Here is a 25,834-nt window from a genome sequence, read left to right as displayed (position 1 = left end):
AATGGGCTAAGAGCACCATATCTGCGGCAATGGCTGGGCTTTTTCAGCGTCTGGCGTTCTGTTTCCGCAGCCGGTCAGTGGCTACCGCCAACGCATGCGCTGCCTCTGGGTGCTCCGGATAGTTGGTCAGGAAGAGCGAGAGATCAGTAACGGCCTCCTCTACCTTATTAAGCTCCAGCTTTACAATACCCCGGTTGCACAGCGCCGATGAATGCAGAGGAATCGCCTCTATTACCTCATCCAAATCCCGGATAGCTCCGAAATAATCATCCAGGTAATATCTGGCCACCGCCCGGCCGTACAAGGCCTCCATAGAAGCTTCCTCCAACAGCACCTTGTCAAAGTCTCTGAGCGCCTCTTGGTAGGCCCCAATTTCCAGGAACACATTACCTCTCCCTACCAAGGGCTGACTGGTGGGGATTTTGTCCTCACTGGCATTGGTCAAGGTAAGCGCAATGGAATAGTCCCTGATGGCACCATAAAAGTCCCTTGCTTCTTTTTTGACCTGGGCTCGCTCTACATACGCCTGCGCGTTGCCAGGTTCCTGCTTTATGCGCTGAGACAGGGCTTTGAGCTTTTCTTTAGACGAAACACCAGAAGAAGGAGTATCAGAATGCGCAAACGCTTGACTTACCGCCAAAAGCAAAACGACAAGCATGCACTTTACAACTTTAAAACGTTGCATCCTTCTTCTTAAATTTTATATTTTATAAATAGAGTTTTCCTTGGGGTTTTTCAGCCAAACAACAAAGGTTCTCAAAGAATTGAAATACTTCTATTGCTTAAAAGAATGTGACAAAATAAATGCTTTAAAACATATGATGCAAGTGTTTATATAAAATATTGAATTTATTTTGTAATAATTTTAAAAAACCTTTCCTAATTGCTGTAAATGGGCTTTTTAAGGTTAAACAGATTTGCTCCGATCAGGCAAAAAGAAAAGAAAAAGTAAGATAAAGGAACACCTTGACCCCAATTTATAATAAGCAAAACCATATCGCCGCCAACACTTGACAGGAATCTTCTATTTTTTAGGACTATACTCTATTAATCTCGATTACCTAAAGCGGATTCTGAGCAGAGTTTCAACACTGTACAGCATCCGCCCCTAATGGGTTCACCCCGCTATTCCACAGCAAAGCCTGATTTTAGAACATGGATTGATGGATTAATCAGAAAAACAGGTGGTCTAAGAGCAGCTTCACCTATCTGTTCGTACTGCTAACCCTCTGGCGAAGATTAGACTTTTTCCTACAGAATCATCAACCTTCGTTTTTGCCAGTTTTAGCCTTACGCATACCAATCACTTCCAGGAAAGCAGAAAGAAACGCGCTCTGCTGAGCAAGAGAGCTACCCCATAAAAAAAAACGCCTCTGCTCTTCCGGCAAATGGAAGGGCAGAGGCGTTCAGGAAATAAAGGAAGCCTATACGTACCGCACTTGGGGAACTGGCAGAATTCGTTTCAGGAAAGACTTTTTGCTTTTCTCCTTTACCTGCGGCGCTTTGGCTACCAGAGGCAGTACAGCAGGGTCGCCGGTAACATAGGTTAGGGTAAGGTCAAAGGCATGGTGCATCTCTACCCGGTTCCCCTGTCCATCACAGATTGGGAACAAGCCTTCCAATGAAGCTACCCCGGGTTCAGGCAGCAGACCATAGTTGGCAAGCTCCGCCTCCAAGACTGCTCTGCCCTTGGCTGGTTTGGTGGTTTTTATGTGGCTTTGCCCCATGATGAATTTACCGTGCAGAAAATGCAGGCACTGGGTTACTTTCATGGACCCAATGGGGGAGAAATAAAACAGGACTTCATGCCCTACCACATCCTGGTTATGGTTCACCTGGAATTCAGGTTTGCCTAAAAGGCGCTTTGCCTCTTTAAGGGAAGCCCCAAAAGGCAGTCCTCTGAAAGCCACTTCCCGTGCAGTGTTAGGCGCTACCTGCTTCGGTTTTGACAGCACGTTCCGAAGGCCTACCACCGTACGCACATAATTCACTCTATCAAAATAATCCTTTTTGGCTACCCCTACAAAGTCAAGCTTTCTTTTAGACTTTCCTGAGATGAGCCGTTTCCAGACAGAGGTTAACATTTTTCTTACTTTATTAATTAATAGCCCTTAGGTACAAGAAGTCAAGATTTAGCTTAGCTAAAACGTGGGTTTAACCTGATCTTGCTAAAATCCAGACTTTCACTTATCCTGAAGCTATTTACAGTATATTCCTGGAGCCTCAAAGGTATTCTTCAAAAGATATAACAACTTCCTCTTTAAACGTAAAACCTTTCTTTTGGAACAGAGTAGCCAGGGAATCAAATGTAAAACGGTCCTAACTAAACAGCGGGCTACCTTTTCTTCTTCAGTGAAAAATTCTTTCCCGGTAGCCGGTTCTGTTTCTCTGATTTGGCTGTCTACAGGACTTCCAACTTTCTGGGACTTGTAAACCACCCTCCAGACCATGCCCAGCTTGTAGCCAAAGCCATCGCCGGCTATTCCTTCCTTGATCCCTTTTTTCCTGGACGCAGGCCTATCTTACTTATGGGGCATTTTCAGCGTGAAATTCCAGAAACAGCTGCCAAACGGCTTTACCCAGATCACGCAACAATCACTACCTTTGCAGCTTCCTTTATAAAGAACAGATACAATGCTTCGTTCACACACCTGCGGCGAATTACGCCTCGAGAATGTTGGTCAGGAAGTGACCTTGACCGGTTGGGTACAGAAATCACGCGACAAAGGCGGTATGCTTTGGGTGGATCTCCGTGACCGCTACGGCATTACGCAGTTAATGCTGGAGGAAGGCGTTTCGCAGCCGGAGTCCCTGACCCTGGCCCGTACCCTGGGCCGCGAGTTCGTGATAAAGGCCACCGGCACCGTGATTGAGCGCGTGTCTAAAAACGACAAAATCGCCACCGGCGACATTGAGATAAAAGTGATGGCGCTGGAAATCCTGAACCCGGCCAAGCTGCCCCCTTTCCTCATTGAGGACGACACCGACGGCGGCGATGACCTGCGCATGAAATACCGCTACCTGGATTTGCGCCGCTCACCGGTGCGCAAAAGCCTGGAGCTGCGCCACCGCATCGGCCAGCAGACCCGTGCCTATCTGGACGGACAGGGCTTCATTGAGGTGGAAACGCCGGTGCTCATCAAATCAACGCCCGAGGGCGCCCGCGACTTTGTGGTGCCCAGCCGCATGAACCCGGGTGAGTTCTACGCCCTGCCGCAGTCGCCGCAGACCTTCAAGCAGCTGTTGATGGTGTCGGGCTTTGACAAGTATTTCCAGATTGTGAAATGCTTCAGAGACGAGGACTTGCGCGCCGACCGCCAGCCCGAGTTCACCCAGATAGACTGCGAAATGTCCTTCGTGACGCAGGAAGATATCCTGAACACCTTTGAAGGCCTGGTGAAGCACCTGTTCAAGGCCGTGAAAGGCATTGAGCTGACTGACTTCCCCCGCATGACCTACGCCGAGGCCATGCGCCTCTACGGCTCAGACAAACCGGACACTCGTTTCGGGATGCAGTTTGTGGAGTTGAACGAGGTGGTGAAAAACAAAGGCTTCAAGGTATTTGACGATGCCGAGCTGGTAGTAGGCATCAACGCCAGCGGCAGCGCCCATTTCACCCGCAAGCAGCTGGACGAACTCACCGACTTCGTGAAGCGCCCGCAGGTAGGCGCCACTGGTTTGGTGTACGCCCGCGTGCAGGAAGACGGCAGCGTGAAATCATCTGTTGACAAATTCTACTCGCCAGAAGATTTACAGCAATGGGCTCAAGCCTTCAACGCCCAACCCGGCGACTTGCTGCTGGTGTTAGCCGGCGGTGCCGATAAAACCCGCAAAGCCTTGAACGAGCTTCGTCTGGAAATGGGAACCCGCTTAGGCATGCGCGACAAAGACACATTCTCTACGCTGTGGGTATTGGATTTCCCGCTTCTGGAGTGGGACGAGGAAGCAGGCCGCTACCACGCCATGCACCACCCCTTCACCTCACCCAAGCCTGAGGACATGGACCTGATTGACACGAACCCCGGTGCTGTGCGCGCCAACGCCTATGACATGGTCATCAACGGCGTGGAAGTGGGCGGCGGCTCTATTCGTATCCATGACCGCGGCGTGCAGAGCCGCATGTTTGACTTGCTGGGCTTTACGCCCGCCGAAGCGCAGGCGCAGTTCGGGTTCCTGCTGGACGCCTTTGAATACGGCGCGCCTCCGCACGGCGGCATCGCCTTCGGGTTTGACCGCCTGTGCTCCCTTTTCGGAGGCGCCGATTCCATCCGGGACTTCATCGCCTTCCCTAAAAACAACTCAGGCCGTGACGTGATGATTGATGCGCCTTCGCCCATCGCGCAAGCACAGTTAGACGAGTTGCAAATTGACACCCGCTTGCGCGGATAGTTGTTCGTAATTAGTTATCCGAGTTTAGTAATTGAAACCTGTGAGGTCTTAAAGACCTCACAGGTTTTTTTGCTTCTGGGCCGTTTTCTGAAAAATGAGGGCAAAAACGACATCTTGTAACTAAGCGCAGATTCTCCCCTTGAGGGGAGCGAAGAGGGGTGTTTACACAGGAGAGTACACTTCTTGAAATCTTATTTGATTTCTATAGTGTCCAAGTGGTTTATCTATCATGGTTAGGAATGCAATTCCTAGCAAAAGAGGACACCCCTCTACGCTCCTCTCAAGGGGAGAGTCTGCGCTTGGAAAGCGACATTACAGTAAGCTAGAACAATCCGTAGCAATCGTCAATTAATAATCGGCACCCTCCGTTTTACCCCTATTTCCCAAAAAACAAGTTAAAAGCGGCTTCACCCATCAAGCAAAGCAGTAGCCTCTGCCGTTCATCCTTCCCCTGCAACCGCTCATCATATTTCCCTTCACAATCCTGCTTTCGGGTAGCACCTTTGTCTCAATCAATCACAAAAACTACCAAAACATATACTGCCATGAAAGCAAAAATTACCTCTCTCCTCCTTCTGCTGGTCCTTTCCGTGTTCAGCGCCCAGGCCAAAGCCCCCTCCTTTAAAGTAGTGAAGACCGGCAAGGGCCCGGCCATGATTCTCATTCCGGGGTTGAACTCGGCGGGCGAGGTCTGGGACGAGACCGTGAAGCACTACCAGAAAAACTACACCTGCTTCGTGCTGACCTTACCGGGCTTCGCGGGACAGCCGGCCATCAAAGCAGACCATTTCCTGAATACCGTGCGTGACGAGATTATCACTTACGTGCAGGAGAACAAGCTCAAGAAGCCGGTGTTAGTGGGCCATAGCCTGGGCGGGTACATGGTGCTTTCCCTGAGCGTCAAAGCGCCTGAGGTATTCGGGAAAGCGGTGGTGGTAGACGGTCTGCCGTATATTGGCGCCGCCCAAAACCCGGGTGCCACCGTGGAAAGCATCAAACCCATGGCCGACCAGATGAAGAACTCCATGACCAAGATGAGCCCTGAGATGCAGAAACAGCAGGAAGCCAGCTACGGTGTGACCATGGCCACGGACTCTGCGCACATCAGGAAAGTCATTGACTGGGGCAGAAAATCTGACTACCTCACTACCGGCCAGGCCATGTATGAAATGTATACCACCGACCTGCGCAAAGACATCGCCGCCATCAAATCACCGGTGCTGGTATTGGGTGCCTGGTACGGGTACAAAAACTATGGCGTGACCAAGGAGATAACCACCAACATGTATAAAGGGCAATTTGCTAACTTGCCTTCCGCCGAAGTCAAAATAGCCGACACCGCCCGCCACTTCATCATGTATGATGAGCCTTCCTGGATGTTTACGCAGATGGACGCCTTCTTGAAGAAATAAACCAATAAACGGTTCATGCCAAGCACACGTCAACAAAAATGGTATTGGGTCTGCCAGCTAACTGGCTGGGCCCTTTACTTTTTAATGGGCCTCTTCATCAGTTTCAGGTTTTACAAGGGTTCCTCTACCATGTACGGCATCCAGTTCACGGGCGCTTTCCTGTTTCTGGTGGTCACGCACGGGCAGCGCTTCCTTTCCAGAAAATACCATTGGCAGGAACTTCCCATTGGCCGGCTGGCGAGGGTGGTACTGCTCTACAATGCGGTTTGCTCGGTGCTGGTGCAGTTTATCACCTATGCCCAGATGGTTTTCACCGGGTCTTACACCTGGAAGCAGATGGAGTTCTCTATTCTGCTGCTGTATTCGGTCAACGGCATCATGGTGCTCTCGGCGTGGTCTGCTTTCTATTTCGCTTTTCAGGCCATCCAACGCTGGAAAGTGAAAGAAGTGGAAACCCTGAAACTGCAGCTGTCTTTGAAGGAGGCCGAACTGGAAGCCATCCGGTCGCAGCTCAACCCGCACTTCCTGTTCAACAGCCTCAACAACATCCGGTCATTGGTGCTGGAAGACCCGGCCAAGGCGCGGGAGATGATTACCCGCCTCTCGGCGATGCTGCGCTACGTGATTGGCTACAACCGGAACCACCTGGTGCCCGTGGCCCAGGAGCTGGAGTTCCTGGAGCATTACGTGGCCCTGGAGAAAATCCATTTCGAGGAAAAGCTGGCTTTCACGTCTGAGCTGGGCCCCGGGGTGATGGCGGCGGCCATTCCGCCGCTGGGCATCCAGCTGTTGGTGGAGAACGCCATCAAGCACGGCATCGGTACGCAGGTTAAAGGCGGGCAGATTCATCTGTCTCTGCACCGGCAGAACGGGCACCTGCAGGTGCAGGTGGAGAACACGGGCCTGTTGGGAAACCCCGCCTCCGGTCCCGGGGGCATCGGCATCCAACGGCTCCTGGAGCGGGTGGCCCACTCCTTAGACCAGACCGGCACTTTTTCCTTGGCCCAAACCACCGACCACGGCGTGACCGCCACCCTTACCCTTCCCTGGAAAGAACATGAAAATCTGCATCATTGAAGACTCCCGTCTGGCCCGGCTGGAACTGAAGCACCTGCTGGCCAAGTTCCCGGAACTGGAACTCATCGGCGAAGCCGAAAACGCGGAGGAGGGAATTTCCCTCGTAGAAGACCTGCGGCCTGATTTGCTCTTCCTGGACATCCACCTGCCCCAGAAGAACGGCTTTGAGCTGCTGGAAGCCCTGGAATACACCCCACAGGTCATCTTCACCACCGCGTATGACCAGTACGCCCTGCAGGCCTTTGAGCGCAACGCGCTGGATTACCTCATGAAGCCCATTGAGGAGAACCGCCTGCGGCAGGCCGTGGAGAAAGCCCTCGCCAAACAAGAGACAGCCAAACCTGCCCTGGCCCCAGCGCAACTGAGCGAAGAAGGCCGGGTCTTTGTGAAAGACGGCGAGCGCTGCTGGTTTGTGGCCCTCAAGCAGGTGCGCCTGATTGAATCCAACGGCAACTACGCCTTCCTGTACTTTGACCGGGAACGGCCCTGCATCCTGAAATCCCTGAACTACCTGGAAAACCGCCTGGACCCCAAAGTCTTCTTCCGGGCCAACCGGCAGCAACTCATCAACGTGAACTACATAGAGCAAATCAACCCGTGGTTCAGCGGCAGCATCAAAATCCAGCTGAAAGGCGGCGAGGAGGTGGAGGTTTCCAGAAGGCAAACTCAGGTATTCAAGGACTTGATGAGTCTGTAGCGAACTGTGTTTAGGTGCCGATTTCCGGAATCAGGCCGTTAAACGGTTATTTCCGTATCTTCCCTTTTTCTCTACTACCTCACCTATGAAATACCTATTCCCCTTTTTCCTGCTCTTCCTGGCCATTGAACTGCCCGCCCAAACGAAAAAACGTCCGGTAGAGGAACTGATTGACAAGCAGCAGCCCGGCTGGGTTTTGGTGACGAAATGGATAAAAGCCGCCAAAAACAAGGTAGAGGTATTACCGAAAACCCCGGCCCAGGCCAAGGCCGCCCTGGCCAGCGCCCAAGTCACCACCCGCTCACCTATGGGCGCGGTGGTATATGAGACTGGCGGCATTTTGGTAGACGACGGCTGGATACGGATATTAGGCTCCGGTTCTCCCCGCCTGCCCCGCCGCCTTATGCAGTGGAACAAAGGCAAATCCTATCTGCAGGAAGGGCAACAACCTTCTTTCCTGTTGATAGCCGATGATGCCCTGGGCGGTTTCTACGCCCTGAACGCGGGCGGCTTAGGCCAGGAAGGGATTGGGAAGGTGTTCTACTTCTCCCCGGATAATCTGCAGTGGGAAGCCTCGGGCTTAGGTTATTCTGAATTCCTCCAGTTCTGTTTCTCCGGTAACCTGGAGGCGTATTATGAAGGGTTGCGTTGGAAAGGCTGGCGCGAAGAGGTTAAGAAGCTGAAAGGAGACCAGGCCATGCATTTTTTCCCGTATCTGTGGACCAAAGAAGGAAAAGACATCAACAAGGTGAGCAGAAAACCGATTGCCCTGGATGAACTCTGGTTTCTTTACGCGGGCAAAAAGTAGAGACAAGGCATGCCTTGTCTCTACCACGTATTCCACTCTTTAACGTAGCAGTCCGGTATCGTTCCGGGCACATTTCCTGAAAACAACCCCAAAACAGCATAAATCAGAAGAGGCGCCCAAGGGCGCCTCTTCTGATTTATGACAAGTTATCTAAATGCTATAGCAGGTCACTGAACAGACCAGGCAGAATACCCATCAGCACCGTCAGCACCACCAGGGAAATCAAGGTAAAGGTAGCCAACGGATCAACCGCCACGCGCCCGCCTTCCGCGTCTCTCATGTACATGGCAATGATCACCCTGAAGTAGTAATAAATACCCACCGCAGACATGAGCACCGCAATGATCACCAACCAGATCAAGTCTTGCTCCAAGGCTGCTGAGAACAGGAACAGTTTCCCAAAGAAACCGCCCGTCAAAGGAATACCCGCCAGAGACAACATAGCCACGGTCATGACAAAAGCCAGCAATGGGTTGGTTTTTCCTAACCCGTTGAAAGAGGAATAGTCGTCAGAGCCACGGGCATCACCTACGTATTTCAGCACGCCAAAGGCCGCGATGGTAGCCACCGCGTAGGCCAGGGAATAGAACAGCAAGGCATTCTCTGAACGGTCATTGAAAGAAGTCAGGGCAATCAACAGGTAACCGGCGTGCGAGATACTGGAATAGGCCAGCATCCGTTTCATGCTGGATTGGGCTACGGCTCCAATATTGCCAATCAACAAGGTAAGTACGGTAATGGCCACCACCGTAGGGTACCACTGCTCATACACGCCGCCAAAGGCCGCCGACATCAACTTGTAAAAAGCTGCGATACCCGCCGTCTTCACCACCGTTGACATGTAGCTGGTGAAAACCGTAGGAGTACCATCATACACGTCTGGGGTCCAGAAATGGAAAGGGGCGGCCCCAATCTTAAAGCTAACGCCTACCAACACCAGCAGCAAGCCCATTAACAGCATAGGCGCAGTTTCAGGGTCCATGCGGGCAGCCGCGGCAGCGATGTCTGCCAAATAGAAGGCACCGGTAGCACCATATAGCAAGGCTACGCCAAACAAGATGATACCCGTAAAGAACGAGCCCATCAAGAAGTACTTCATAGAGGCCTCGTTAGACAGGATGTTGCGCTTGTCAGAGCCTGCCATGATGTACATGCTGATGGACATGATCTCAATGCCCAGGAACAGGATGAGCAGGTTCTCATAGGTCACCATCATGATGCCGCCTACCAACGCGAACAGCAATAGCGAATAATATTCTGCCAGGTTGGCGTTCTCCGCGTCCACATAGCTACGCGAAAAGGGCAGAATGAAAAAGGTGGAGAGCACCATCACCGCGGTAAACCCTACGGAGAAGTTGTCAGTGGCCAGCATGTTACTGAAATAGCTCTGCGGCTGGTTCCAGTCAAACAAGGTGGCTACCAGCGCTATTGCCAGAAACAGCAATACCACGGGCATGAGCACCTTTTTAGATTTCATGAACCCTACAAAGAGGTTCACAATACCGAATATGGAAAGTAGAATGATTGAGGTCATGAGCAGGTAATTTCTCCTGGGTTTTAAATAGCGTCTGGGGTTAGCGTTTGATCACGTCCAATAGTTTCAGAACGGCGGGCTCAGAAAGGTTCAGGAACGTGTTAGGGTGCAAGCCAATCCAGAACACCATCACCACCAAGGGAACCAGCACCGCTTTCTCCGTGAAGGTTAAGTCCGTGAAGCCTTGGGTAATCTCGTTTTTCTCGCCAAACATCACGCGCTGGAACATGCGCAGCATGTACACAGCCCCCAGAATAATGGTCAGACCGGCAATAGCCCCCATCCAGTTGTTGTATTGGTACACGCTCATCAAGAGCAGGAATTCCCCAATAAACCCATTGGTCAGCGGCAAGCCTACCGCCCCCAGCAAGAGCACCAAAAAGCAAACCGACAGGAAAGGAGTATTCTGCGTGATTCCGCCCAGCGCCGCAATATCACGGGTGCCGGTACGGCTCTGGATAATGTCAATGATGAAGAACAAGCCTACTACGTTCACACCGTGGCTCAGCATCTGAATCATAGCACCCTGCAAGCCCTGCTCGTTCAAGGTGAACAAACCAGCGGCAATCAAGCCCACGTGCGAGATAGAAGAGAACGCCACCAGGCGCTTCATGTCCTGTTGTCTGATGGCGATAATCGCGCCGTAGATAATCCCGATGATGGCTAATACGAGCACCACGTTCGCCCATTGGCTCACGCCCAAAGGCACTACCGGCAGTAACCAACGCAACGCTCCGTAAATACCCATTTTCAGCATGATCCCAGACAGCAACATGGTACCGGCGGCCGGCGCTGTGGTATAGGTGTCAGGCTGCCAGGTATGGAACGGAAACACAGGCATTTTAATGGCGAAGGCAATGAACAGGAACCAGAACAACCAGCTTTGGGTACCGGAATCCAGCACCAATTGGTAGAAGGCTACTTCCTCAGAGCTGTGCGTGCCCGGCGTCTGGAAATACAGATACACAAACGCCGCCAGCATAAACAAAGAGCCGAAGACGGTGTAGATAAAGAATTTGAAGGTGACGCGCACCCGGTTCTCCCCACCCCACATACCGGCAATGAAATAGATCGGGATCAAGGCTACCTCCCAGAAGAAGTAGAACACAAACGCATCTAATGCCGTGAACACGCCCAGCAGACCCGTTTGCATGAACAGGATAAGCGCGTAGAAAGAAGCAGGCTTCTCATACGTGTGCTTGAACGTGGATAAGATGATCAACGGCACCAGGAACACGGTCAAAAGCACCATGAGTAAGCTGATACCGTCAATGCCCACCTTGAACATGATGCCGGCTCCGGCTATCCAGGGTTCATTGAGCAGGAATTGGGTACTGGCATTGGGAACAAAGTTGATCCAGGTCCAGATGCCCAGCACCAGTTCCACCAATGCCGCCCCAAAGGCGACTTTCTTGGCGGCCTGGCCTTTTACCAACAGTACCAGCAGTGCGGCCAACGCGGGCCATAAGAGTAATAAAGCGGTTAACATGTGGTTGGCAGTATCAGATAATAAAGTTCAGCAATAAGATTAACGCGATGCCCAGCACCATCAGGAGCAGGTAAGAACCAGTGGCCCCGCTCTGCACAAAGCGCAGGGAGCGGCCGCCGCCTAATACCCCTTTTCCAAACCCATTCACAATGGGGTCAATGATGCCTCTCTCCACAAAACGGTACAAACCGGTAGACAAGCCCATCACGGGTTTTACAATCAACCCGTTGTAGAGTTCATCCACGTAGTATTTGTTGTAGACCAGCTTGTGCAATGGCGACAAGGCAGCGCCTTCCTCCGCGGGAACCGTTCTTTTCTTGCCGTAGATGAAGTAGGCCAGGATAATGGCAACCACTGCTACCGCCACTGAAATGGCCATCAAAATATATTCCGTCTCATGTGACAGATGATGGGCCTCAAACGCGCTAGGCACGGCTCTTCTGGCTAATTCATAGATAGGCGACAGGAAGTTGCCCAGCAGGTGGTTTTGGCTGAAAACGGCCGGTAAACCCATGAACCCGCCAATGGTGGAAAGGATAGCCAGGATGATCAACGGAATGGTCATGACCGCCGGAGACTCGTGCAGATGTTGCCGCTGCTCCTCAGTGCCCCTGAAGTTTCCGAAGAAGGCCAGGTACAACAACCGGAACATGTAGAAAGCCGTCATGAACGAGGTCAACAGACCAAACGCCCACATCACTTTGCTGTGCATGAACACGTGCGCCAGCAACTCGTCTTTAGAGAAGAAACCGGCGAATGGCGGAATACCGGAGATGGCTAAGGTTCCGATCAAGAAGGTAAGGAATGTGATGGGCAGGGCTTTCTTTAAACCGCCCATCTTCCGCAAATCCTGCTCGCCACTCATGGCATGGATCACGCTACCCGCACCTAAGAACAGAAGGGCTTTGAAGAACGCGTGCGTCAAAACGTGGAACAGCGAAGAAGAATACGCCATCACACCCAGCGCTAGGAACATATAGCCTAACTGACTTACGGTAGAGTAAGCCAATACTTTTTTGATGTCATTTTGGAAAAGCCCTATGGTAGCCGCAAACAAGGCCGTAGCCAGACCAATGATGGCCACAAACTCCAGCGTAACCGGAGCCAAGGTATACAGCACGTTTGACCGGATGACCATGTAGATACCAGCCGTCACCATGGTAGCCGCGTGAATCAAAGCAGAAACCGGGGTTGGACCCGCCATGGCATCTGGTAACCAGGTATAGAGCGGCAACTGCGCTGATTTACCCATGGCCCCTACAAATAGCAACAAGGTGATCGCAATCACTACGCCATCGTTCACCTCGCTCAGCTGAGAAGCCTGGTTGAATACTTCGCCATACACCACGCTACCGTAGGTCTGGAAAATAAGGAAGATGCCCAACAAAAAGCCCAGATCCCCAACGCGGTTCATGATAAAGGCTTTCTTGGCGGCGTTGTTATACGGCGTCACTTTGTTCCAGAACCCGATGAGCAGGTATGAGCAAAGCCCTACGCCTTCCCAGCCCACAAACATCATCACATAGTTAGACCCCATCACCAACAGGAGCATGGAGAACACGAACAGATTCAGAAAAGAGAAGAATTTACCGAAGTTCTCGTCGTGGCTCATGTAGCCTGCCGAGTAGATATGGATCACCGACCCCACGCCCGTTACCAACAGCAACATGATCAGCGACAGTTGGTCAATCTGGAAGGAGAACGGGATCTTAAGCGCCCCCACGGAGATCCAGTTGAAGATATCAGTGGTATAGGGGCGGTTGCCGTAGCCTTCAAACCCGAAGAACAGGTACAAAGACAACAGGAACGAACCGATTACGGTGGCACAACCCACCAATCCCGCCAGTCCTTTGGGCAATTTCCGGTTACCCAGCCCGTTAATCAGGAACCCGATCAGCGGCAGGAGCGGAATCAGCAAACACACCCAGGTCATCTCAGCGTTGTTTGCCGGCAAAATAAATTCTTGCATTTGTTAAAGCGTAAATGGAACGGTATTCTTTCAGGAAATGAGCGTGGCGGTGAATCGCCTTACCATTTCAGTTTGTTCAGGATGTTGATGTCAGTGGAGCGTACGTTCCGGTAGATCATCACAATGATGGCCAGGCCCACGGCTACTTCGGCGGCCGCCACCGCCATGATGAAGAACACGAAAATCTGCCCGTTGGGGTCTGAACGATAAGACGAGAAAGCCGTCAGCAACAGGTTCACTGAGTTCAACATTAACTCAATGCACATGAAAATAATGATGGCGTTGCGGCGGGTGAGTACCCCAATGATCCCGATACAGAAAAGAGCGGTGCTGAAGAACAGGTAATGATTCAGCGGGATGGTCCTAATGACCTCAGGAATCTCATTCATGTTAAATAGGTTGGTGAGATAAGCGTTTGAAGCGCTTGGCACAGCGCTCAAAGTTATTCCCATTTTTTGGTAAAACCATATTAAAAGCCACCCTCTGCCGGGTAGCTTGAATTCTAATGTCAACGTTTTGGCCAGTTTCTAAAGAAAAGCCTCTAAAACACTTGGCTTCTCTTTAGAACCGCAGGCGCTGTTAAGAGGCTGTTTCCTGAAAAGCAGGCTAAAACGGATCCTTAGCAGTGGTGGCATTAAAAAAGGACAACATGGATAGCTGTCCTTTTTAAGCCTCCCTAAGGAGCCTTAGAATCTGTTCTGCTCGCCCGGCTCGCGCTTGCCCAGCATCACCGCACCGGCCATTGCCGCCAGGAATAGAACCGAGGCAAGCTCAAATGGCAACAGGTAATCTCTGAAAAGCACTTTCCCCAGGTTCTCTACCATGCCTATCTGTGAGTCAAACACGGCAGGTTGCATCATTTGGGTGTTCACGTCTTTCAGGGCGGCAATCATCACCACAAACAGGATTCCCCCGGCAATGGCCGCGGCAAACTTGCTCAACATAGGCTTGTGCTTCTCCGTGTCTTCGCGCATGTTCAGGAACATGATCACGAAGAGGAACAGCACCATGATGGCACCCATGTACACAATGAAGTTTACCGCCGCCAGAAACTGGGCATTCAACAGAATGTAGTGGCCAGTCAAGGCGAAAAACGTCAAGATCATGAACAGAACGCTGTACACCGGGTTTTTAGAGGCAACAACCCCAATGGCCGCGAACAAGGTTACAAAAGTGAGAAAGTAAAAGAAATTACCCGTCATAATGGTTTAGGATAAGGCGCACGAAGCGGCGGATTATAGGTTTTGAATAGGCATGGGCTCTACCAGACGGTCTTTGCCGTAGATGAACTCATCGCGCTCGTAGCGGGCCGGGGCCACTTTGTCGTTCTGCAGGAAGATGGCCGCCTTAGGGCAGGCTTCTTCGCACAGGCCGCAGAAAATGCAACGCAGCATGTTGATCTCGTAGCTGATCGCATATTTCTCCTCGCGGTACAGATTCTCCTCGCCCCGTTTGCGCTCACCGGCTACCATGGTAATGGCCTCGGCCGGACAAGCCACGGCGCACAGCCCGCAGGCCGTGCAACGCTCTCTTCCTTTTTCATCGCGCTTGAGCACGTGCAAACCACGCCACACCGCACTCATGGGGCGGGTTTCCTCGGGGTATTTAATGGTGGCTTTCTTCTTGAAGAAGTGGCGCATGGTGATAGACAAACCCTGGAAGATGGCCGGGAGATACATTCTCTCGGAAAAATTCATGGGTTTCTTCTCCAGCTTTTTCGCTCTATTACTAAGTGATTGCATGTCTCTTATACTCTTTAAATGATTGGGCAGAGGAACGAAGTTTTCAAACCTGCTCCTCTCCTACTCATACTGTCTTAGAACAACTCCGCTTTCAACAGAATGGCTCCGCCGGTCACGATCACGTTCAGGATAGACAACGGAATCAGGATTTTCCAGCCCAGGTTCATCAACTGGTCATAGCGGAAACGCGGCAGTGTCCAGCGCACCCACATGAAGAAGAAGATAAAAAAGAAAATCTTGCCAAACAGCACTACCGTTCCCAGGATGGTCACTACGTTATGTGGTAATCCTAACTGGTGCATGAACGGGAAGTTGTACCCGCCAAAGTAAAGGGTAGCCATCACCGCGGAGGCCACGAAGATGTTCACGTACTCTGCGAACAGGTACAAGCCCATGCCCATAGAGCTATACTCGGTGTGGTACCCACCCACCAACTCGGTCTCGCACTCCGGTAAGTCGAAAGGAACTCGGTTGGTCTCGGCGAAGGCACAGATGATGAAAATCAAAAAGCCTACCGGCTGATAGAAGATGTTCCAGTTCAAACCAGACACCCCAAACAGCTCCTGTCCCTGCTGCGCAGCAATGTCCCGCATAGAAAGGGTACCGGTTACCAGCAACAACGCAATAATGGACATACCCATGGCCAGCTCGTAGCTGATGTTCTGCGAAGCCGCCCGAATGGCGCCTAACAAAGAGAACTTGTTGTTGGATGCCCAACCGCCGATCATGATGCCGTACACACCTAAGGCCACAATACCGAACACGTACAGAATACCGATGTTCACCTCAATGGCCTGCAAATGGATGTACTCACCGCCAATCAGCAATGTACCGCCAAACGGAATCACCGCACTGGACATACACGCCGTTAACATGGCTAGTGAAGGACCGGCAATAAAGAGGAACTTGTTCGCATTGGCTGGCACAAACTCTTCTTTGAAGAATAGTTTCACCGCATCTGCCAGGGGCTGCGCTAAACCAAACGGACCTGCACGGTTAGGACCTACGCGGTCCTGGATGAAAGCTGCCACTTTCCGCTCAGCGTAGGTGGAGTAAGTGGCAATCAGCAACGTAATACCGAAAACGGCAAAGATGATGAGCCCTTTGATTAATAGGATGTCTAACTCCATTATACGTGTCTTCCTAGGTTAAAAGGAGTGGATTCTAAATCTTCTTCTGTTGAGCCTGGCAGGTTCGGGATCACGTTCACGTTCAGCACCGGCAACTCATAATGGTTCGTAGAAATCACCGATGTACGGGCAATCTTGCGTGGTCCTTCAATGGTCCAGTCGTTCGGGTCTTTCTTGTCAAAGCGGCAGGTGTTACAGATGAACTCCTGCACCTCGTTGTACTCATCCTTGCGGGCAGTTACACGCAACACATCGTTGCCGCGCATCCACAACACCGTTTTACCGGAGCAAGTAGGGCAATCGCGGTGCGCATCAACGGGCTTGGTGAACCACACCCGGTTTTTGAAACGGAAAGTCTTATCCGTCAACGCTCCTACCGGACACACATCAATGATGTTTCCGGAGAACTCGTTGTCGATCACCTTCTCCACGTAGGTTCCAATCTCGGCGGCATCACCACGGCCTAACACGCCGTGCACGCGCTTCTCCGTTAACTGATCAGCGGTGTACACGCAGCGGTAGCATAGAATGCAACGCGTCATGTGCAGCTGCACCAACGGCCCAATGTCGATTTTGTCAAAGGTGCGGCGCTCTTCCTCATACCGGGTGCCGGAGGTACCGTGCTCGTAGGCGAAGTTCTGCAAATCACACTCCCCGGCCTGGTCGCAGATTGGGCAATCCAGGGGGTGGTTTATCAACAGCATCTCCACTACGCCTTTGCGAGCGGCCAATACATCTGGGTTGGTCGTGTTTTCCACCACCATTCCGTCTTGTACCGGAGTAATGCAGCTCGCCACCAGCTTAGGCATGGGGCGCGGGTCTTTCGCTGAGCCAGCTGCTACCCGAACCATACAGGCGCGGCATTTTCCGCCGGTTCCCTTTAAAGGGGTATAGTAGCACATGGCCGGGGGCACCACCTCGCCGCCGATTTTACGGGCAGCGTTGAGGATGGTAGTTCCTTCCTCTACCTCCACCTCTATGCCATCAAACGTTATTTTTACCATCTAAAATTATTGTTGATTGCTGATTGTCACGGGTGGTGACGCTTAGCAAATGGCTATTTAATTGTATTTCTGTTTAAGGCCACTTTTGGGGAAAGCAACCTCTAAACGGCAATTCACTTTTAGCTTCTTAGAAACCCCTTGAAAGGCTTTTCCTTTCAGTTAAACCCTTCTCCTTTTTGTCATCCTGAAAGGATCTTGGTAGCGAACGGCAAGGACGGTTCTCTTCGGCTTTTCTAGCTCACCCACAAGATCCTTTCAGGATGACAAGTGAGTGAGCTTGTTGATTATTCTGTTTCTAGCCTGATTTCTCTAAAACAGGCTAGAAACTTCTATTTACGCTAATACAGATTCAGCTTTGTTGAACACTGCGCCCGGAGCCGTAGCTGCCTGCGGGTGTTTCACGTGCCACTCAAACTCCTCACGGAAGTGACGAACAGCCGCTGCCACTGGCCAGGCAGCCGCATCACCCAACGGACAGATTGTATTTCCTTCTATCTGCTTGGCAACGCTCACTAGCAAGTCGATGTCATGCATGTGGCCGTGGCCGTGCTCAATGCGGTGCAATACTTTTTCCATCCAACCGGTTCCTTCACGGCATGGGCTGCACTGGCCGCACGACTCGTGGTGGTAGAAACGGGCCAGGGTCCAGGTATGGCGCACGATGCAGGTCTGGTCATCCATCACGAAGAAGCCGCCGGAACCCAACATGGTACCTGTAGCAAAGCCTCCGTCAGAAAGCGACTCGTAGGTCATCAATCTATCCTCACCGGCTGCGGTTTTCAGGATTAGCTCTTTCGGCAGAATGGGAACAGAGGAACCTCCGGCAATCACTGCTTTCATGTCGCGGCCTTTCCAGATACCACCGCAGTACTCATCTGAGTAGATGAATTCCTCTACGGTGATACCCAAATCAATCTCGTACACGCCTGGCTTGTTGATGTTACCACCCGCAGAGATCAGCTTGGTACCCGCGCTGCGTCCTACGCCTATTTTAGCGTATTCAGCGGCCGTGTTGGTGATAATCCATGGCACGGTGGCAATAGACTCCACGTTGTTTACCACGGTTGGGCAACCATAAAGACCCCAAACCGCCGGGAACGGAGGCTTGTTACGCGGGTTTCCGCGCTTGCCTTCCAGCGATTCCAGCAACGCGGTTTCCTCGCCGCAGATGTACGCGCCTCCGCCTGGGTGCACGTGCAAATCAAGAGAGTAACCGCTTCCTAAGATGTTCTCGCCCAGGAACCCGTTCGCATAGGCCTCGGCAATGGCTTTCTCCAGGATGCGCAGTACGTACAACAACTCACCTCTTATATAAATGTAAGAAGTGCGGGCACCCAGCGCGAAGGAAGACGTGATCATCCCTTCAATCAAGAGGTGCGGCAGTTTCTCCATCAGGTACCGGTCCTTGAAGGTGCCGGGCTCTGACTCATCGGCGTTGCAAACCAGGTAACGGGGTTTTCCTTCTGGTTTGGCCAAAAAGCTCCACTTCATCCCGGTAGGGAATCCGGCACCACCCCGGCCTCTTAAACCTGATGCTTTCACTTCTTCCACCACTTCCTCGGGGGTCATGGTTTTCAAAGCTTTCTCTACGGAGGCGTACCCGCCGTGCTTGCGATAGACGTCAAAGGTATGGATGCCTTCAACGTTGATATGTTCAGTTAATAATTTTCTTCCCATGGTTTCCTTACGGTTAAGGCTTTCAGGTCTTCCAGCAGCTGGTCGGCGCTGGCGGGGTCCAGGTCTTCGTAGAATTGTTCACGCACTTGCAGCATCGGTCCGGTGCCGCAGGAGGCCAGGCATTCCACCGTTTTTAAGGTGAAGTTTCCGTCAGCGGAGGTCTCGCCTACTTTGCAGCCCAAACGGTTCTCCAGGTGCTCAATGAGTTGGTCAGAGCCGCGCAGCATGCAAGGACCCGTGCGGCAAACTTCCAACACGTGCTTGCCTACCGGCTTCAGGTTGAACATGGTGTAGAAGGTGGCTACCTCGTACACTTCAATGGGCTGGATGTTCAGGATTTCCGCTACTAGGTCCATTGCCTCGGGGCTTACCCAACCACCGAACTCCGCTTGCGCGATGTGCAGGATAGGCAAAATCGCTGACTTCTGACGGTCAGCGGGGTAATGGGATAAGTAGCGCCGGATTTCGGCCATGGCCCCTTCCGAAAACTGTACTTGATTTACACTTGCTGTTTGCTCCATGTATTTTGTTGCTCCTAATGCTCTTCTAAGGGAACATTAATCGAGGTTTGTATTTAATGCGGCTATCGCCTTTGCGACCACCCGTTTGAGGTCCGGCAGGTTGCTTTCAATGATTTGCCACACCAACCGATCACTCACTTTAAAGTATTCATGTACCATCAGATTTCGGAACGCTTTCACGTTGCGCCAATCAATGGAGGTATATTCTGCCTTTGTCTCTTCTGAAAGATGGCCTGCTGCCTCCCCTATTATCTCAAAGCATTTCACACAGGCCAAGACCATCATGCGGTTACTCGAGAAAGAATCAAAGGTAACACCTTTTGTGAAGGCTTCTATGTCAGAAATGGCATCGGCGATGTGTTGCAGACGCTGAACATCACCCTGCTTATTTCGCATAGATAAGCTTCTTGTCTTTCTCTATGAAAGGCCGCAAATGGCGCGATACTCCGTCTGAAGGCACTACATCTACTTTGCGCTGCAATAGCCTCTGCAAGTCCTGATGCATTCCGAAGAACTTGTATCCAATCTGTGTAGAGTAATCCAAGTCAACTAATAAATCAATGTCACTGTCAGCATCTGCTTCTCCACGGGCATAAGACCCAAACAAGTAGGCATTCAAAACGGGTTGCTCTTTGAAGTACTCCCGAATCTTTTCCAGTTCCTGTTCTGTCAGTTCCATGGCCTTTTTAGTGTTTAGCAACTAGTTTTTAGTTGTTAGGCTTGTCGTTTTCCTCACTTGCTGTTCTAGTTCGCCCACAAGTTCCTTTCAGGATGACAAAGTGGGGAGAAAGTGAAGGTGCTCTAAGCTTAAGTCATTCCTTCTATTCAATAACAACTAAAAACGAACAACTATCAACTACGCCGCTAGGCGTCTAGCTCACCGGCAATCACGTTCATGCTGGACAGGATCACGATCGCATCTGATAACTGGGTGCCTACCACCATTTCTGGGTATGCCTGGTAATAGATGAAGCAGGGTCTTCTGAAGTGCAGACGGTACGGCGTGCGGCCTCCGTCAGACACCAGGTAGAAGCCAAGCTCTCCGTTACCGCCTTCCACGGCATGGTATACTTCACCAACCGGTGCGTCAATCTCGCCCATCACAATCTTGAAGTGATAGATCAAGGCTTCCATGTTGCGGTACACCTCTTGCTTTGGCGGCAGGTAGAATTCTGGGGCATCAGCGTGAAACGGACCTTCAGGAAGGTTGTCCATGGCTTGCTGAATGATGCGCAAGCTCTGCCAGATTTCCTCGTTTCTCACCATGAAGCGGTCGTAGGTGTCGCCCTTGGTACCTACCGGAATCTCGAAGTCGAAGTCTTGGTAAGAAGAGTACGGGTTCATGACGCGCACGTCATAATCTACGCCGGCGGCTCTCAGGTTAGGGCCGGTAAAGCCGTAGTTCAAGGCGCGTTCCGCAGTGATGGGTCCCACGTTCTCCACCCGGTCAATGAAGATCCGGTTACGGTTGAACATGGTCTCAAACTCAGTCATCACCTTGGGGAAGTTCTTCAGGAAATCCCTGATCTTCTCAATGGCAACCGGCGACAAATCACGCTCCATGCCGCCTACTCTCCCCATGTTGGTAGTTAAGCGGGCACCGCAGATCTCCTCATAGATTTCGTAGATTTTCTCTCTTTCCTGGAAAACGTACAAGAAACCGGTGAAGGCACCAGTATCCACGCCCAGAATAGAGTTACAGATCAGGTGATCGGCAATACGGGCCAGTTCCATTACAATCACCCGGATGTACTCGGCACGCTTGGGAACGGTCACACCCAACAGCTTCTCCACCGTCATCCACCAGCCCATGTTGTTGATGGGCGAGGAGCAGTAGTTCATGCGGTCGGTGAGCGGGGTGATCTGGTAAAAGTTGCGGCGCTCCGCGATTTTCTCGAAGGCGCGGTGAATGTACCCAATCGTAGGCACGCCGGACACAATCTTCTCGCCATCCATTTGCAGGATGTTCTGGAAGATACCGTGCGTAGCCGGGTGCGTAGGTCCTAAATTCAGGGTGGTGAGCTCCTGCATGTAGGAATCTGGGGTAACTATCTGGGTATTCTGTTTGGCTAACTCCATGTGGGAACTTAGTAGTAAGCAGAAACGCCGGCGGCCTTGTCTTGGGAACAAAGCCGTGGGCGTTTATGAAGTTTATCTTCCGAAGAAGGTATTGATCTTGTCTTCGCGGGTCTGGTCTTCCAGCGGAAACTCCTTGCGCATGGGAAACGCCTCCATCTCCTCCACATTTAGAATGCGGATCAGGTTGGGGTGCCCCTCAAACCGGATGCCGTAGAAGTCAAAAGTCTCGCGCTCCATCCAGTTGGCGGTGGCGTACAGGTTAGTAGCCGTTGGCACCACGGCATCATCTTCAGAGAAGAAGATCTTGATGCGGAGCCGCACGTTGTTTACCAGGCTGTGCAATAAATAAATCACGCCTAATTCCTGCCCTTTGTTATCTGGGTAATGGATACCGCACATAGTGGTCAGGAACTGAAATTGCAGGGAAGCATCATCATACAGCGTTTGCAGCATAGGAATGATGTTTTCCCGGGTGGTAGTCACGGTCACAAGCCCGTAAGGCTCATGGATATCGAACAACTGGTCGCCGAATTTCTCTTGCAGCGCTTGCACCAGCAGTTCGTTGGTTAGTTCGGCCATGCCTTATTTAATGTTGTAAGAAGCCAGTAATGCTTGATATTCCGGGGAGTTCCGGCGACGGAGCGACTCGTTCTCAGCTAAATCCTGAATCCGCATCAAGCCATCCAGAATCTGCTCAGGGCGTGGCGGGCAACCAGGCACGTACACGTCTACCGGTACAATGCGGTCAATGCCTTGCAGCACGCTGTACGAGTCAAAGATACCACCGCTGGTAGCGCAGGCGCCTACGGCGATCACCCAACGGGGCTCGGCCATCTGCTCGTACACCTGTTTCACCACCGGACCCATTTTCTTGGCAATGGTTCCCATCACCATCAGTAAGTCGGCCTGACGGGGCGAGAAGCTGGGGCGCTCAGACCCGAAGCGGGAAATATCATAGTGTGAGCCCATGGTAGCCATGTACTCAATACCGCAGCAGGAGGTAGCAAACGGCAAGGGCCACAAAGAGTGCTTACGGGCCAGGCCTACTACTTTCTCCAGGGAAGTGGCAAAAAAGCCGGTTCCTTCTACCCCCTCTGGGGCGTCTACCATGGTTAAATTGCTATTGTTATCGCTCATGAGTCTGTTTTCGCTTAGTTTTCAGAAGAACAGGCCTGAAACCGGCCTCTTCCTGAACACCTTATCGCTGGTAAAAGTTTGCTGCCTAGGCAGCGAATTCTTGGGCTATTCCCACTTAAGAACGCCTTTCTTGATCACGTAGAAGAAGCCGGTCAACAGCAGCCCCATGAACATGAGCATCCAGATAAATCCGTTGATCCCCAAGGCCTTGAAATTCACCGCCCACGGGTACAGGAAGATGATCTCCACGTCAAAAAGCACGAACAGGATGGCAATCAGGAAATATTTGATGGAAACAGGGGCCCGGGCATCTCCCTTAGACTCAATACCGCACTCCCAGGAGGCGTTTTTCACCGCGCTCTTGCGCTTGGGTCCAATGTTGTGCGTGACCACCATGGCGAACACCACAAAACCCAGGGCTGCCACAAATTGGATCAGGATAGGCAGATAGTCACCCGGTAAATATTGTATAGGAACAGTTGTTTCCATAGTATAAAACAGATTTAGCTGCGAAATTAGGCATCTCTGCCTGATATTCAAATTAAAAAGCAGATTGTGCGGCACTTTGCCACCACTCTTCTTTCTAACGAACGACCGTTCTTGTTATTTTACAAATCCATCACCTAAAAAACGGTTAAGTTTAAAAAATCAGGAATTATATAGGGATTCTTGTAATATTTTTTCAAATTAAGCCACTAATCATCTTGAGGAGTATCATTCTTCTCATGCTAAGTGGTCGGTTGTCCCTCCTTCTTTCCACTTGACCAGATTAAAAAGTAAGTTTTCTTCAACCTGATAAAAGCCTGGCTACCTTAGCCGGGCTTTTTCCTTGGGGTGCTTTTGGTTGCATTGCGTCGCTTCTGCCCTACCTTTGCGGTACGGGTGCCAGGGCACCCACAGGTCCTGGCCTAGTATTTGCATCTTGCCTGCATCCATAGCCCCTTTACTCAGAAACCTTTCCTTATGAACAGAAAATACCATTGGGCACTTCTACTGCCGCTTGCCTTGTTGCTGGCCTTCGTCCCCAAGTTGAAGAAGGTGACCGTGGCCAAGAACGTGAGCCTTTCCATTCCGCAGAACTTTGAGGTAATGCCCGATGACGGCATTGCCCGCGAGTACCCGGCCGCCCGAAAGCCCCTGGGCGTCTTCACCAGCCCAGACGGACAGATAGACATCAGCGTAAACCAACGTCCCAGCACGTTCCCGGCCGAAGACCTCACCATTCTGCTGCCCTTCTACAAGGCCTCTATCCAGCGCATGTTCACTGAGGTGCAGTTCCTGCGCGAGGAGAAGCAGACCATCAACGGCCGTGATTTCCTGGTCTATGAGTTTGTGTCTACCGTGCGCGATGAGCGCCGTACCCGCAACATGGCGCCCGTGCGCAAGTACACCCTCATCCAGTATGCGTTCCTGAAAGACCAGATGGTAATTTTCAGTTTCAACGCCCCGGCACAGCTTCAGAAAGAGTGGCAGGAAACAGCCCGCGCCGTGATGGCCAGCGCCCACGTGAAGTAATAGCTGCTTTTCCTTTCCCCCCGGGGGAAACTGCTTTTGTTTGGGGCCTGTTTTCTGCGAAACAGGCCCCAAACGGTTTATATACAACCAAAGAGCCCGTACGCAGTAAAAAGAGGTTACCGTTTTCCCTAGAAATTAAAGTTGTGCTTAGCATCCATTCAGACGAACATTTCATGCGCGAGGCCTATAAGCAAGCGCAATACGCCCTGGAAGAAGGCGAGATTCCCATTGGCGCCGTGGTGGTGTGCCAGAACAAGATCATTGCCCGCGCCTACAACCAAACCGAGAAACTCAATGACGTGACGGCCCATGCCGAGATGCTGGCCTTCACCGCCGCCGCCAATTACCTGGGCAACAAATACCTGCACGACTGCACCCTGTACGTGACCGTGGAACCCTGCGTCATGTGCGCCGGCGCCAGTTATTGGAGCCAGCTCAAGCGCATTGTGTACGCCACTTCAGACGAGAAACGCGGCTACCGAAGAACTGGCGTGAACCTGCTCCACCCCAAGACCGAGCTGGTCTCCGGCATCTTGGCCCACGAGTGCGGCCAATTGATGACCGACTTTTTTAGAGCCAAAAGAATTTAGTTTATCTTTGGCCCGTTCCGTATTAATAACAGAACAGTATATTTCTAACCTATAAAACATAAAACTATGGCATTTGAACTTCCGCAACTTCCGTATGCGTACGATGCGCTTGAACCGCACATTGACCGTCAGACCATGGAGATCCACCATACCAAGCACCACCAGGCCTACACGACCAACCTGAACAACGCCATTGCCGGCACTGAGAAGGAAGGTCAGTCTATTGAGGAGATCCTGCGTGATGCGGCCAAGACCCCAGCCATCCGTAACAACGGCGGCGGTTTCTACAACCACAATCTGTTCTGGACCATCCTGAGCCCGAACGGCGGTGGCAACCCTACCGGTCCGGTAGCCGAGGCCATTGACAAAGCCTTCGGGTCTTATGACGCGTTCAAAGAGGAATTTACCAAAGCCGCCACTACCCGTTTCGGTTCTGGCTGGGCCTGGCTCTGCGCCGTGGAAGGTGGTTCCGTACAGATCTGCTCTACCGCTAACCAAGACAACCCTTTGATGGAAGGTGTTGATTCATGCGGCGGCCTTCCTATCCTGGGCCTTGACGTGTGGGAGCACGCCTACTACCTCAAATACCAGAACCGCCGGCCAGAGTACATCACCGCGTTCTTCAACCTCATCAACTGGGACGAAGTAAACCGCCTGTACGCCCAAGCCAACGGCTAAGCGATTAGATTTTATCTTGCTGAAAGGCCTTCCTGGTTAGGAAGGCCTTTTTTTGTGGGCTACGTTTTTGGCCTGTTTTTCTGAAAAGAACCTGATAGGGGCAATAATCCCTTGTGGTTGCCCTTTTGTATCAAAAACGCGTAAAGGGCAACCACAAGGGATTGCCCCTACTCCCGCACCAAGAAAAACATCCCGGCAGGTTTTCATCAAAGAGCATAGATCAAAAAACATAGCTATTGAACCCTTTGGCTTTCGCTGGCGCGAGTTTCCGGCTCGTGTCCGCACGCATTCCAGATAATTCTTTCTCGCTTAACAGCGAGTTAGGTCTCTGGCATATGTAAAAGCCTTTCACCCCTTTTTCTGTCATCTTGGAAAGATCTTGTGGG

General features: G+C 51.7%; 26 protein-coding genes. 8 read left to right on the top strand and 18 right to left on the bottom strand.

Going from position 1 to position 25,834, the window contains the following annotated elements:
- Nucleotides 1-43: 43 nt before the first annotated feature.
- Together FOE74_RS01255 and FOE74_RS01250 are read right to left on the bottom strand one after the other, a co-directional pair.
- Nucleotides 44-658 carry a tetratricopeptide repeat protein gene (locus tag FOE74_RS01255; RefSeq protein ID WP_149096795.1) on the bottom strand — a complete coding sequence of 205 codons (615 nt, stop codon included), beginning with the start codon at nt 656-658 and terminating at the stop codon, nt 44-46.
- A gap of 766 nt (nt 659-1,424) precedes the next feature.
- Nucleotides 1,425-2,084, bottom strand: coding sequence for a hypothetical protein (locus tag FOE74_RS01250; protein WP_149096794.1), 660 nt, complete (start codon nt 2,082-2,084; stop codon nt 1,425-1,427).
- Between the two features lie 550 nt (nt 2,085-2,634).
- On the opposite strand from FOE74_RS01250, the gene aspS reads away from it, so the two are divergent.
- From aspS to FOE74_RS01225, 5 genes are all read left to right on the top strand, one after another.
- Entirely contained in the window at nt 2,635-4,389 is a 1,755-nt protein-coding gene (gene aspS / locus FOE74_RS01245) for an aspartate--tRNA ligase (protein WP_149096793.1), read from the top strand.
- 545 nt (nt 4,390-4,934) lie between these two features.
- Nucleotides 4,935-5,801, top strand: a complete 867-nt coding sequence (locus FOE74_RS01240; RefSeq protein ID WP_149096792.1) for an alpha/beta fold hydrolase — start codon at nt 4,935-4,937, stop codon at nt 5,799-5,801.
- A 15-nt stretch (nt 5,802-5,816) separates the two neighbouring features.
- Nucleotides 5,817-6,878, top strand: a complete 1,062-nt coding sequence (locus FOE74_RS01235) for a sensor histidine kinase (protein ID WP_149096791.1) — start codon at nt 5,817-5,819, stop codon at nt 6,876-6,878.
- Nucleotides 6,859-7,575 (top strand): LytR/AlgR family response regulator transcription factor, encoded by a 717-nt coding sequence (locus FOE74_RS01230; protein ID WP_149096790.1) that lies wholly within the window; start codon nt 6,859-6,861, stop codon nt 7,573-7,575. Before FOE74_RS01235 ends, FOE74_RS01230 begins: the two co-directional genes overlap by 20 nt.
- 85 nt (nt 7,576-7,660) lie before the next feature.
- The gene (locus FOE74_RS01225; RefSeq protein WP_149096789.1) at nt 7,661-8,383 is read left to right on the top strand and encodes a DUF2625 domain-containing protein; all 723 of its coding nucleotides are present in this window, start codon (nt 7,661-7,663) and stop codon (nt 8,381-8,383) included.
- A 157-nt stretch (nt 8,384-8,540) separates the two neighbouring features.
- Here FOE74_RS01225 and FOE74_RS01220 read toward each other — a convergent pair whose 3' ends face one another.
- The 16 genes from FOE74_RS01220 to FOE74_RS01145 all read right to left on the bottom strand — a co-directional run bounded on the left by FOE74_RS01220 (nt 8,541) and on the right by FOE74_RS01145 (nt 23,154).
- A complete protein-coding gene (locus tag FOE74_RS01220) occupies nt 8,541-9,917 on the bottom strand; it encodes an NADH-quinone oxidoreductase subunit N (protein WP_149096788.1) in 1,377 nt (458 codons plus the stop codon).
- A 40-nt stretch (nt 9,918-9,957) separates the two neighbouring features.
- Entirely contained in the window at nt 9,958-11,406 is a 1,449-nt protein-coding gene (locus FOE74_RS01215) for a complex I subunit 4 family protein (protein ID WP_149096787.1), read from the bottom strand.
- 13 nt (nt 11,407-11,419) lie between these two features.
- Nucleotides 11,420-13,375 (bottom strand): NADH-quinone oxidoreductase subunit L, encoded by a 1,956-nt coding sequence (nuoL, locus tag FOE74_RS01210; RefSeq protein WP_149096786.1) that lies wholly within the window; start codon nt 13,373-13,375, stop codon nt 11,420-11,422.
- A gap of 59 nt (nt 13,376-13,434) precedes the next feature.
- Nucleotides 13,435-13,764, bottom strand: a complete 330-nt coding sequence (gene nuoK / locus FOE74_RS01205; RefSeq protein WP_149096785.1) for an NADH-quinone oxidoreductase subunit NuoK — start codon at nt 13,762-13,764, stop codon at nt 13,435-13,437.
- A 297-nt stretch (nt 13,765-14,061) separates the two neighbouring features.
- Nucleotides 14,062-14,577: an NADH-quinone oxidoreductase subunit J family protein gene (locus tag FOE74_RS01200; protein WP_149096784.1), complete on the bottom strand. Its 516-nt coding sequence runs from the start codon at nt 14,575-14,577 to the stop codon at nt 14,062-14,064.
- Nucleotides 14,578-14,610: 33 nt separating this feature from the next.
- Nucleotides 14,611-15,072, bottom strand: coding sequence for a NuoI/complex I 23 kDa subunit family protein (locus tag FOE74_RS01195; protein WP_206683954.1), 462 nt, complete (start codon nt 15,070-15,072; stop codon nt 14,611-14,613).
- 119 nt (nt 15,073-15,191) lie between these two features.
- Complete coding sequence (nuoH, locus tag FOE74_RS01190; protein ID WP_149096783.1) at nt 15,192-16,247, bottom strand: NADH-quinone oxidoreductase subunit NuoH; 1,056 nt, start codon at nt 16,245-16,247, stop codon at nt 15,192-15,194.
- Entirely contained in the window at nt 16,247-17,251 is a 1,005-nt protein-coding gene (locus FOE74_RS01185; protein WP_149096782.1) for a 2Fe-2S iron-sulfur cluster-binding protein, read from the bottom strand. Before FOE74_RS01185 ends, nuoH begins: the two co-directional genes overlap by 1 nt.
- Nucleotides 17,252-17,584: 333 nt before the next feature.
- Nucleotides 17,585-18,928: an NADH-quinone oxidoreductase subunit NuoF gene (gene nuoF, locus FOE74_RS01180; protein WP_149096781.1), complete on the bottom strand. Its 1,344-nt coding sequence runs from the start codon at nt 18,926-18,928 to the stop codon at nt 17,585-17,587.
- Nucleotides 18,910-19,401: an NADH-quinone oxidoreductase subunit NuoE family protein gene (locus FOE74_RS01175; RefSeq protein WP_225840590.1), complete on the bottom strand. Its 492-nt coding sequence runs from the start codon at nt 19,399-19,401 to the stop codon at nt 18,910-18,912. The genes nuoF and FOE74_RS01175 overlap by 19 nt, the downstream gene beginning before the upstream one ends.
- An 84-nt stretch (nt 19,402-19,485) precedes the next feature.
- Nucleotides 19,486-19,845, bottom strand: coding sequence for a HepT-like ribonuclease domain-containing protein (locus tag FOE74_RS01170; RefSeq protein ID WP_149096779.1), 360 nt, complete (start codon nt 19,843-19,845; stop codon nt 19,486-19,488).
- Nucleotides 19,835-20,128 carry a nucleotidyltransferase family protein gene (locus tag FOE74_RS01165; RefSeq protein ID WP_149096778.1) on the bottom strand — a complete coding sequence of 98 codons (294 nt, stop codon included), beginning with the start codon at nt 20,126-20,128 and terminating at the stop codon, nt 19,835-19,837. Before FOE74_RS01165 ends, FOE74_RS01170 begins: the two co-directional genes overlap by 11 nt.
- Nucleotides 20,129-20,313: 185 nt before the next feature.
- Nucleotides 20,314-21,528 (bottom strand): NADH dehydrogenase (quinone) subunit D, encoded by a 1,215-nt coding sequence (nuoD, locus tag FOE74_RS01160; RefSeq protein WP_149096777.1) that lies wholly within the window; start codon nt 21,526-21,528, stop codon nt 20,314-20,316.
- 72 nt (nt 21,529-21,600) lie between these two features.
- Entirely contained in the window at nt 21,601-22,107 is a 507-nt protein-coding gene (locus tag FOE74_RS01155) for an NADH-quinone oxidoreductase subunit C (protein WP_149096776.1), read from the bottom strand.
- A 3-nt stretch (nt 22,108-22,110) separates the two neighbouring features.
- A complete protein-coding gene (locus FOE74_RS01150) occupies nt 22,111-22,665 on the bottom strand; it encodes an NADH-quinone oxidoreductase subunit B (RefSeq protein ID WP_062543819.1) in 555 nt (184 codons plus the stop codon).
- A 105-nt stretch (nt 22,666-22,770) separates the two neighbouring features.
- Nucleotides 22,771-23,154, bottom strand: a complete 384-nt coding sequence (locus FOE74_RS01145) for an NADH-quinone oxidoreductase subunit A (protein ID WP_149096775.1) — start codon at nt 23,152-23,154, stop codon at nt 22,771-22,773.
- A gap of 474 nt (nt 23,155-23,628) precedes the next feature.
- On the opposite strand from FOE74_RS01145, the gene FOE74_RS01140 reads away from it, so the two are divergent.
- From FOE74_RS01140 to FOE74_RS01130, 3 genes are all read left to right on the top strand, one after another.
- Nucleotides 23,629-24,180, top strand: a complete 552-nt coding sequence (locus tag FOE74_RS01140) for a hypothetical protein (RefSeq protein ID WP_149096774.1) — start codon at nt 23,629-23,631, stop codon at nt 24,178-24,180.
- A 143-nt stretch (nt 24,181-24,323) separates the two neighbouring features.
- A complete protein-coding gene (locus FOE74_RS01135; RefSeq protein WP_262713737.1) occupies nt 24,324-24,770 on the top strand; it encodes a nucleoside deaminase in 447 nt (148 codons plus the stop codon).
- 66 nt (nt 24,771-24,836) lie between these two features.
- Entirely contained in the window at nt 24,837-25,448 is a 612-nt protein-coding gene (locus tag FOE74_RS01130; protein WP_149096773.1) for a superoxide dismutase, read from the top strand.
- The last annotated feature ends 386 nt before the right edge of the window (nt 25,449-25,834 follow it).

It is taken from the genome of Rufibacter glacialis, from assembly GCF_008271745.1.
GTDB lineage: Bacteria > Bacteroidota > Bacteroidia > Cytophagales > Hymenobacteraceae > Nibribacter > Nibribacter glacialis.
Note: the sequence above shows the minus strand (reverse complement) of the source record. Positions and strands in the feature narration are given on the sequence as shown.

Excerpts from the sequence above, each read along its gene's own strand:
- nuoK (WP_149096785.1), bottom strand. The coding sequence starts at position 13,764 with ATGAATGAGATTCCTGAGGTCATTAGGACCATCCCGCTGAATCATTAC.
- FOE74_RS01175 (WP_225840590.1), bottom strand. The coding sequence starts at position 19,401 with ATGGCCGAAATCCGGCGCTACTTATCCCATTACCCCGCTGACCGTCAG.
- FOE74_RS01170 (WP_149096779.1), bottom strand. The coding sequence starts at position 19,845 with ATGCGAAATAAGCAGGGTGATGTTCAGCGTCTGCAACACATCGCCGAT.
- FOE74_RS01155 (WP_149096776.1), bottom strand. The coding sequence starts at position 22,107 with ATGGCCGAACTAACCAACGAACTGCTGGTGCAAGCGCTGCAAGAGAAA.
- FOE74_RS01255 (WP_149096795.1), bottom strand. The coding sequence starts at position 658 with ATGCTTGTCGTTTTGCTTTTGGCGGTAAGTCAAGCGTTTGCGCATTCT.
- FOE74_RS01215 (WP_149096787.1), bottom strand. The coding sequence starts at position 11,406 with ATGTTAACCGCTTTATTACTCTTATGGCCCGCGTTGGCCGCACTGCTG.
- FOE74_RS01240 (WP_149096792.1), top strand. The coding sequence starts at position 4,935 with ATGAAAGCAAAAATTACCTCTCTCCTCCTTCTGCTGGTCCTTTCCGTG.
- aspS (WP_149096793.1), top strand. The coding sequence starts at position 2,635 with ATGCTTCGTTCACACACCTGCGGCGAATTACGCCTCGAGAATGTTGGT.
- nuoD (WP_149096777.1), bottom strand. The coding sequence starts at position 21,528 with ATGGAGTTAGCCAAACAGAATACCCAGATAGTTACCCCAGATTCCTAC.
- FOE74_RS01220 (WP_149096788.1), bottom strand. The coding sequence starts at position 9,917 with ATGACCTCAATCATTCTACTTTCCATATTCGGTATTGTGAACCTCTTT.
- FOE74_RS01195 (WP_206683954.1), bottom strand. The coding sequence starts at position 15,072 with ATGAATTTTTCCGAGAGAATGTATCTCCCGGCCATCTTCCAGGGTTTG.
- FOE74_RS01140 (WP_149096774.1), top strand. The coding sequence starts at position 23,629 with ATGAACAGAAAATACCATTGGGCACTTCTACTGCCGCTTGCCTTGTTG.
- FOE74_RS01145 (WP_149096775.1), bottom strand. The coding sequence starts at position 23,154 with ATGGAAACAACTGTTCCTATACAATATTTACCGGGTGACTATCTGCCT.
- FOE74_RS01165 (WP_149096778.1), bottom strand. The coding sequence starts at position 20,128 with ATGGAACTGACAGAACAGGAACTGGAAAAGATTCGGGAGTACTTCAAA.
- FOE74_RS01185 (WP_149096782.1), bottom strand. The coding sequence starts at position 17,251 with ATGGTAAAAATAACGTTTGATGGCATAGAGGTGGAGGTAGAGGAAGGA.
- FOE74_RS01150 (WP_062543819.1), bottom strand. The coding sequence starts at position 22,665 with ATGAGCGATAACAATAGCAATTTAACCATGGTAGACGCCCCAGAGGGG.
- FOE74_RS01235 (WP_149096791.1), top strand. The coding sequence starts at position 5,817 with ATGCCAAGCACACGTCAACAAAAATGGTATTGGGTCTGCCAGCTAACT.
- nuoL (WP_149096786.1), bottom strand. The coding sequence starts at position 13,375 with ATGCAAGAATTTATTTTGCCGGCAAACAACGCTGAGATGACCTGGGTG.
- FOE74_RS01225 (WP_149096789.1), top strand. The coding sequence starts at position 7,661 with ATGAAATACCTATTCCCCTTTTTCCTGCTCTTCCTGGCCATTGAACTG.
- FOE74_RS01200 (WP_149096784.1), bottom strand. The coding sequence starts at position 14,577 with ATGACGGGTAATTTCTTTTACTTTCTCACTTTTGTAACCTTGTTCGCG.
- FOE74_RS01130 (WP_149096773.1), top strand. The coding sequence starts at position 24,837 with ATGGCATTTGAACTTCCGCAACTTCCGTATGCGTACGATGCGCTTGAA.
- FOE74_RS01250 (WP_149096794.1), bottom strand. The coding sequence starts at position 2,084 with ATGTTAACCTCTGTCTGGAAACGGCTCATCTCAGGAAAGTCTAAAAGA.
- FOE74_RS01230 (WP_149096790.1), top strand. The coding sequence starts at position 6,859 with ATGAAAATCTGCATCATTGAAGACTCCCGTCTGGCCCGGCTGGAACTG.
- nuoF (WP_149096781.1), bottom strand. The coding sequence starts at position 18,928 with ATGGGAAGAAAATTATTAACTGAACATATCAACGTTGAAGGCATCCAT.
- nuoH (WP_149096783.1), bottom strand. The coding sequence starts at position 16,247 with ATGGAGTTAGACATCCTATTAATCAAAGGGCTCATCATCTTTGCCGTT.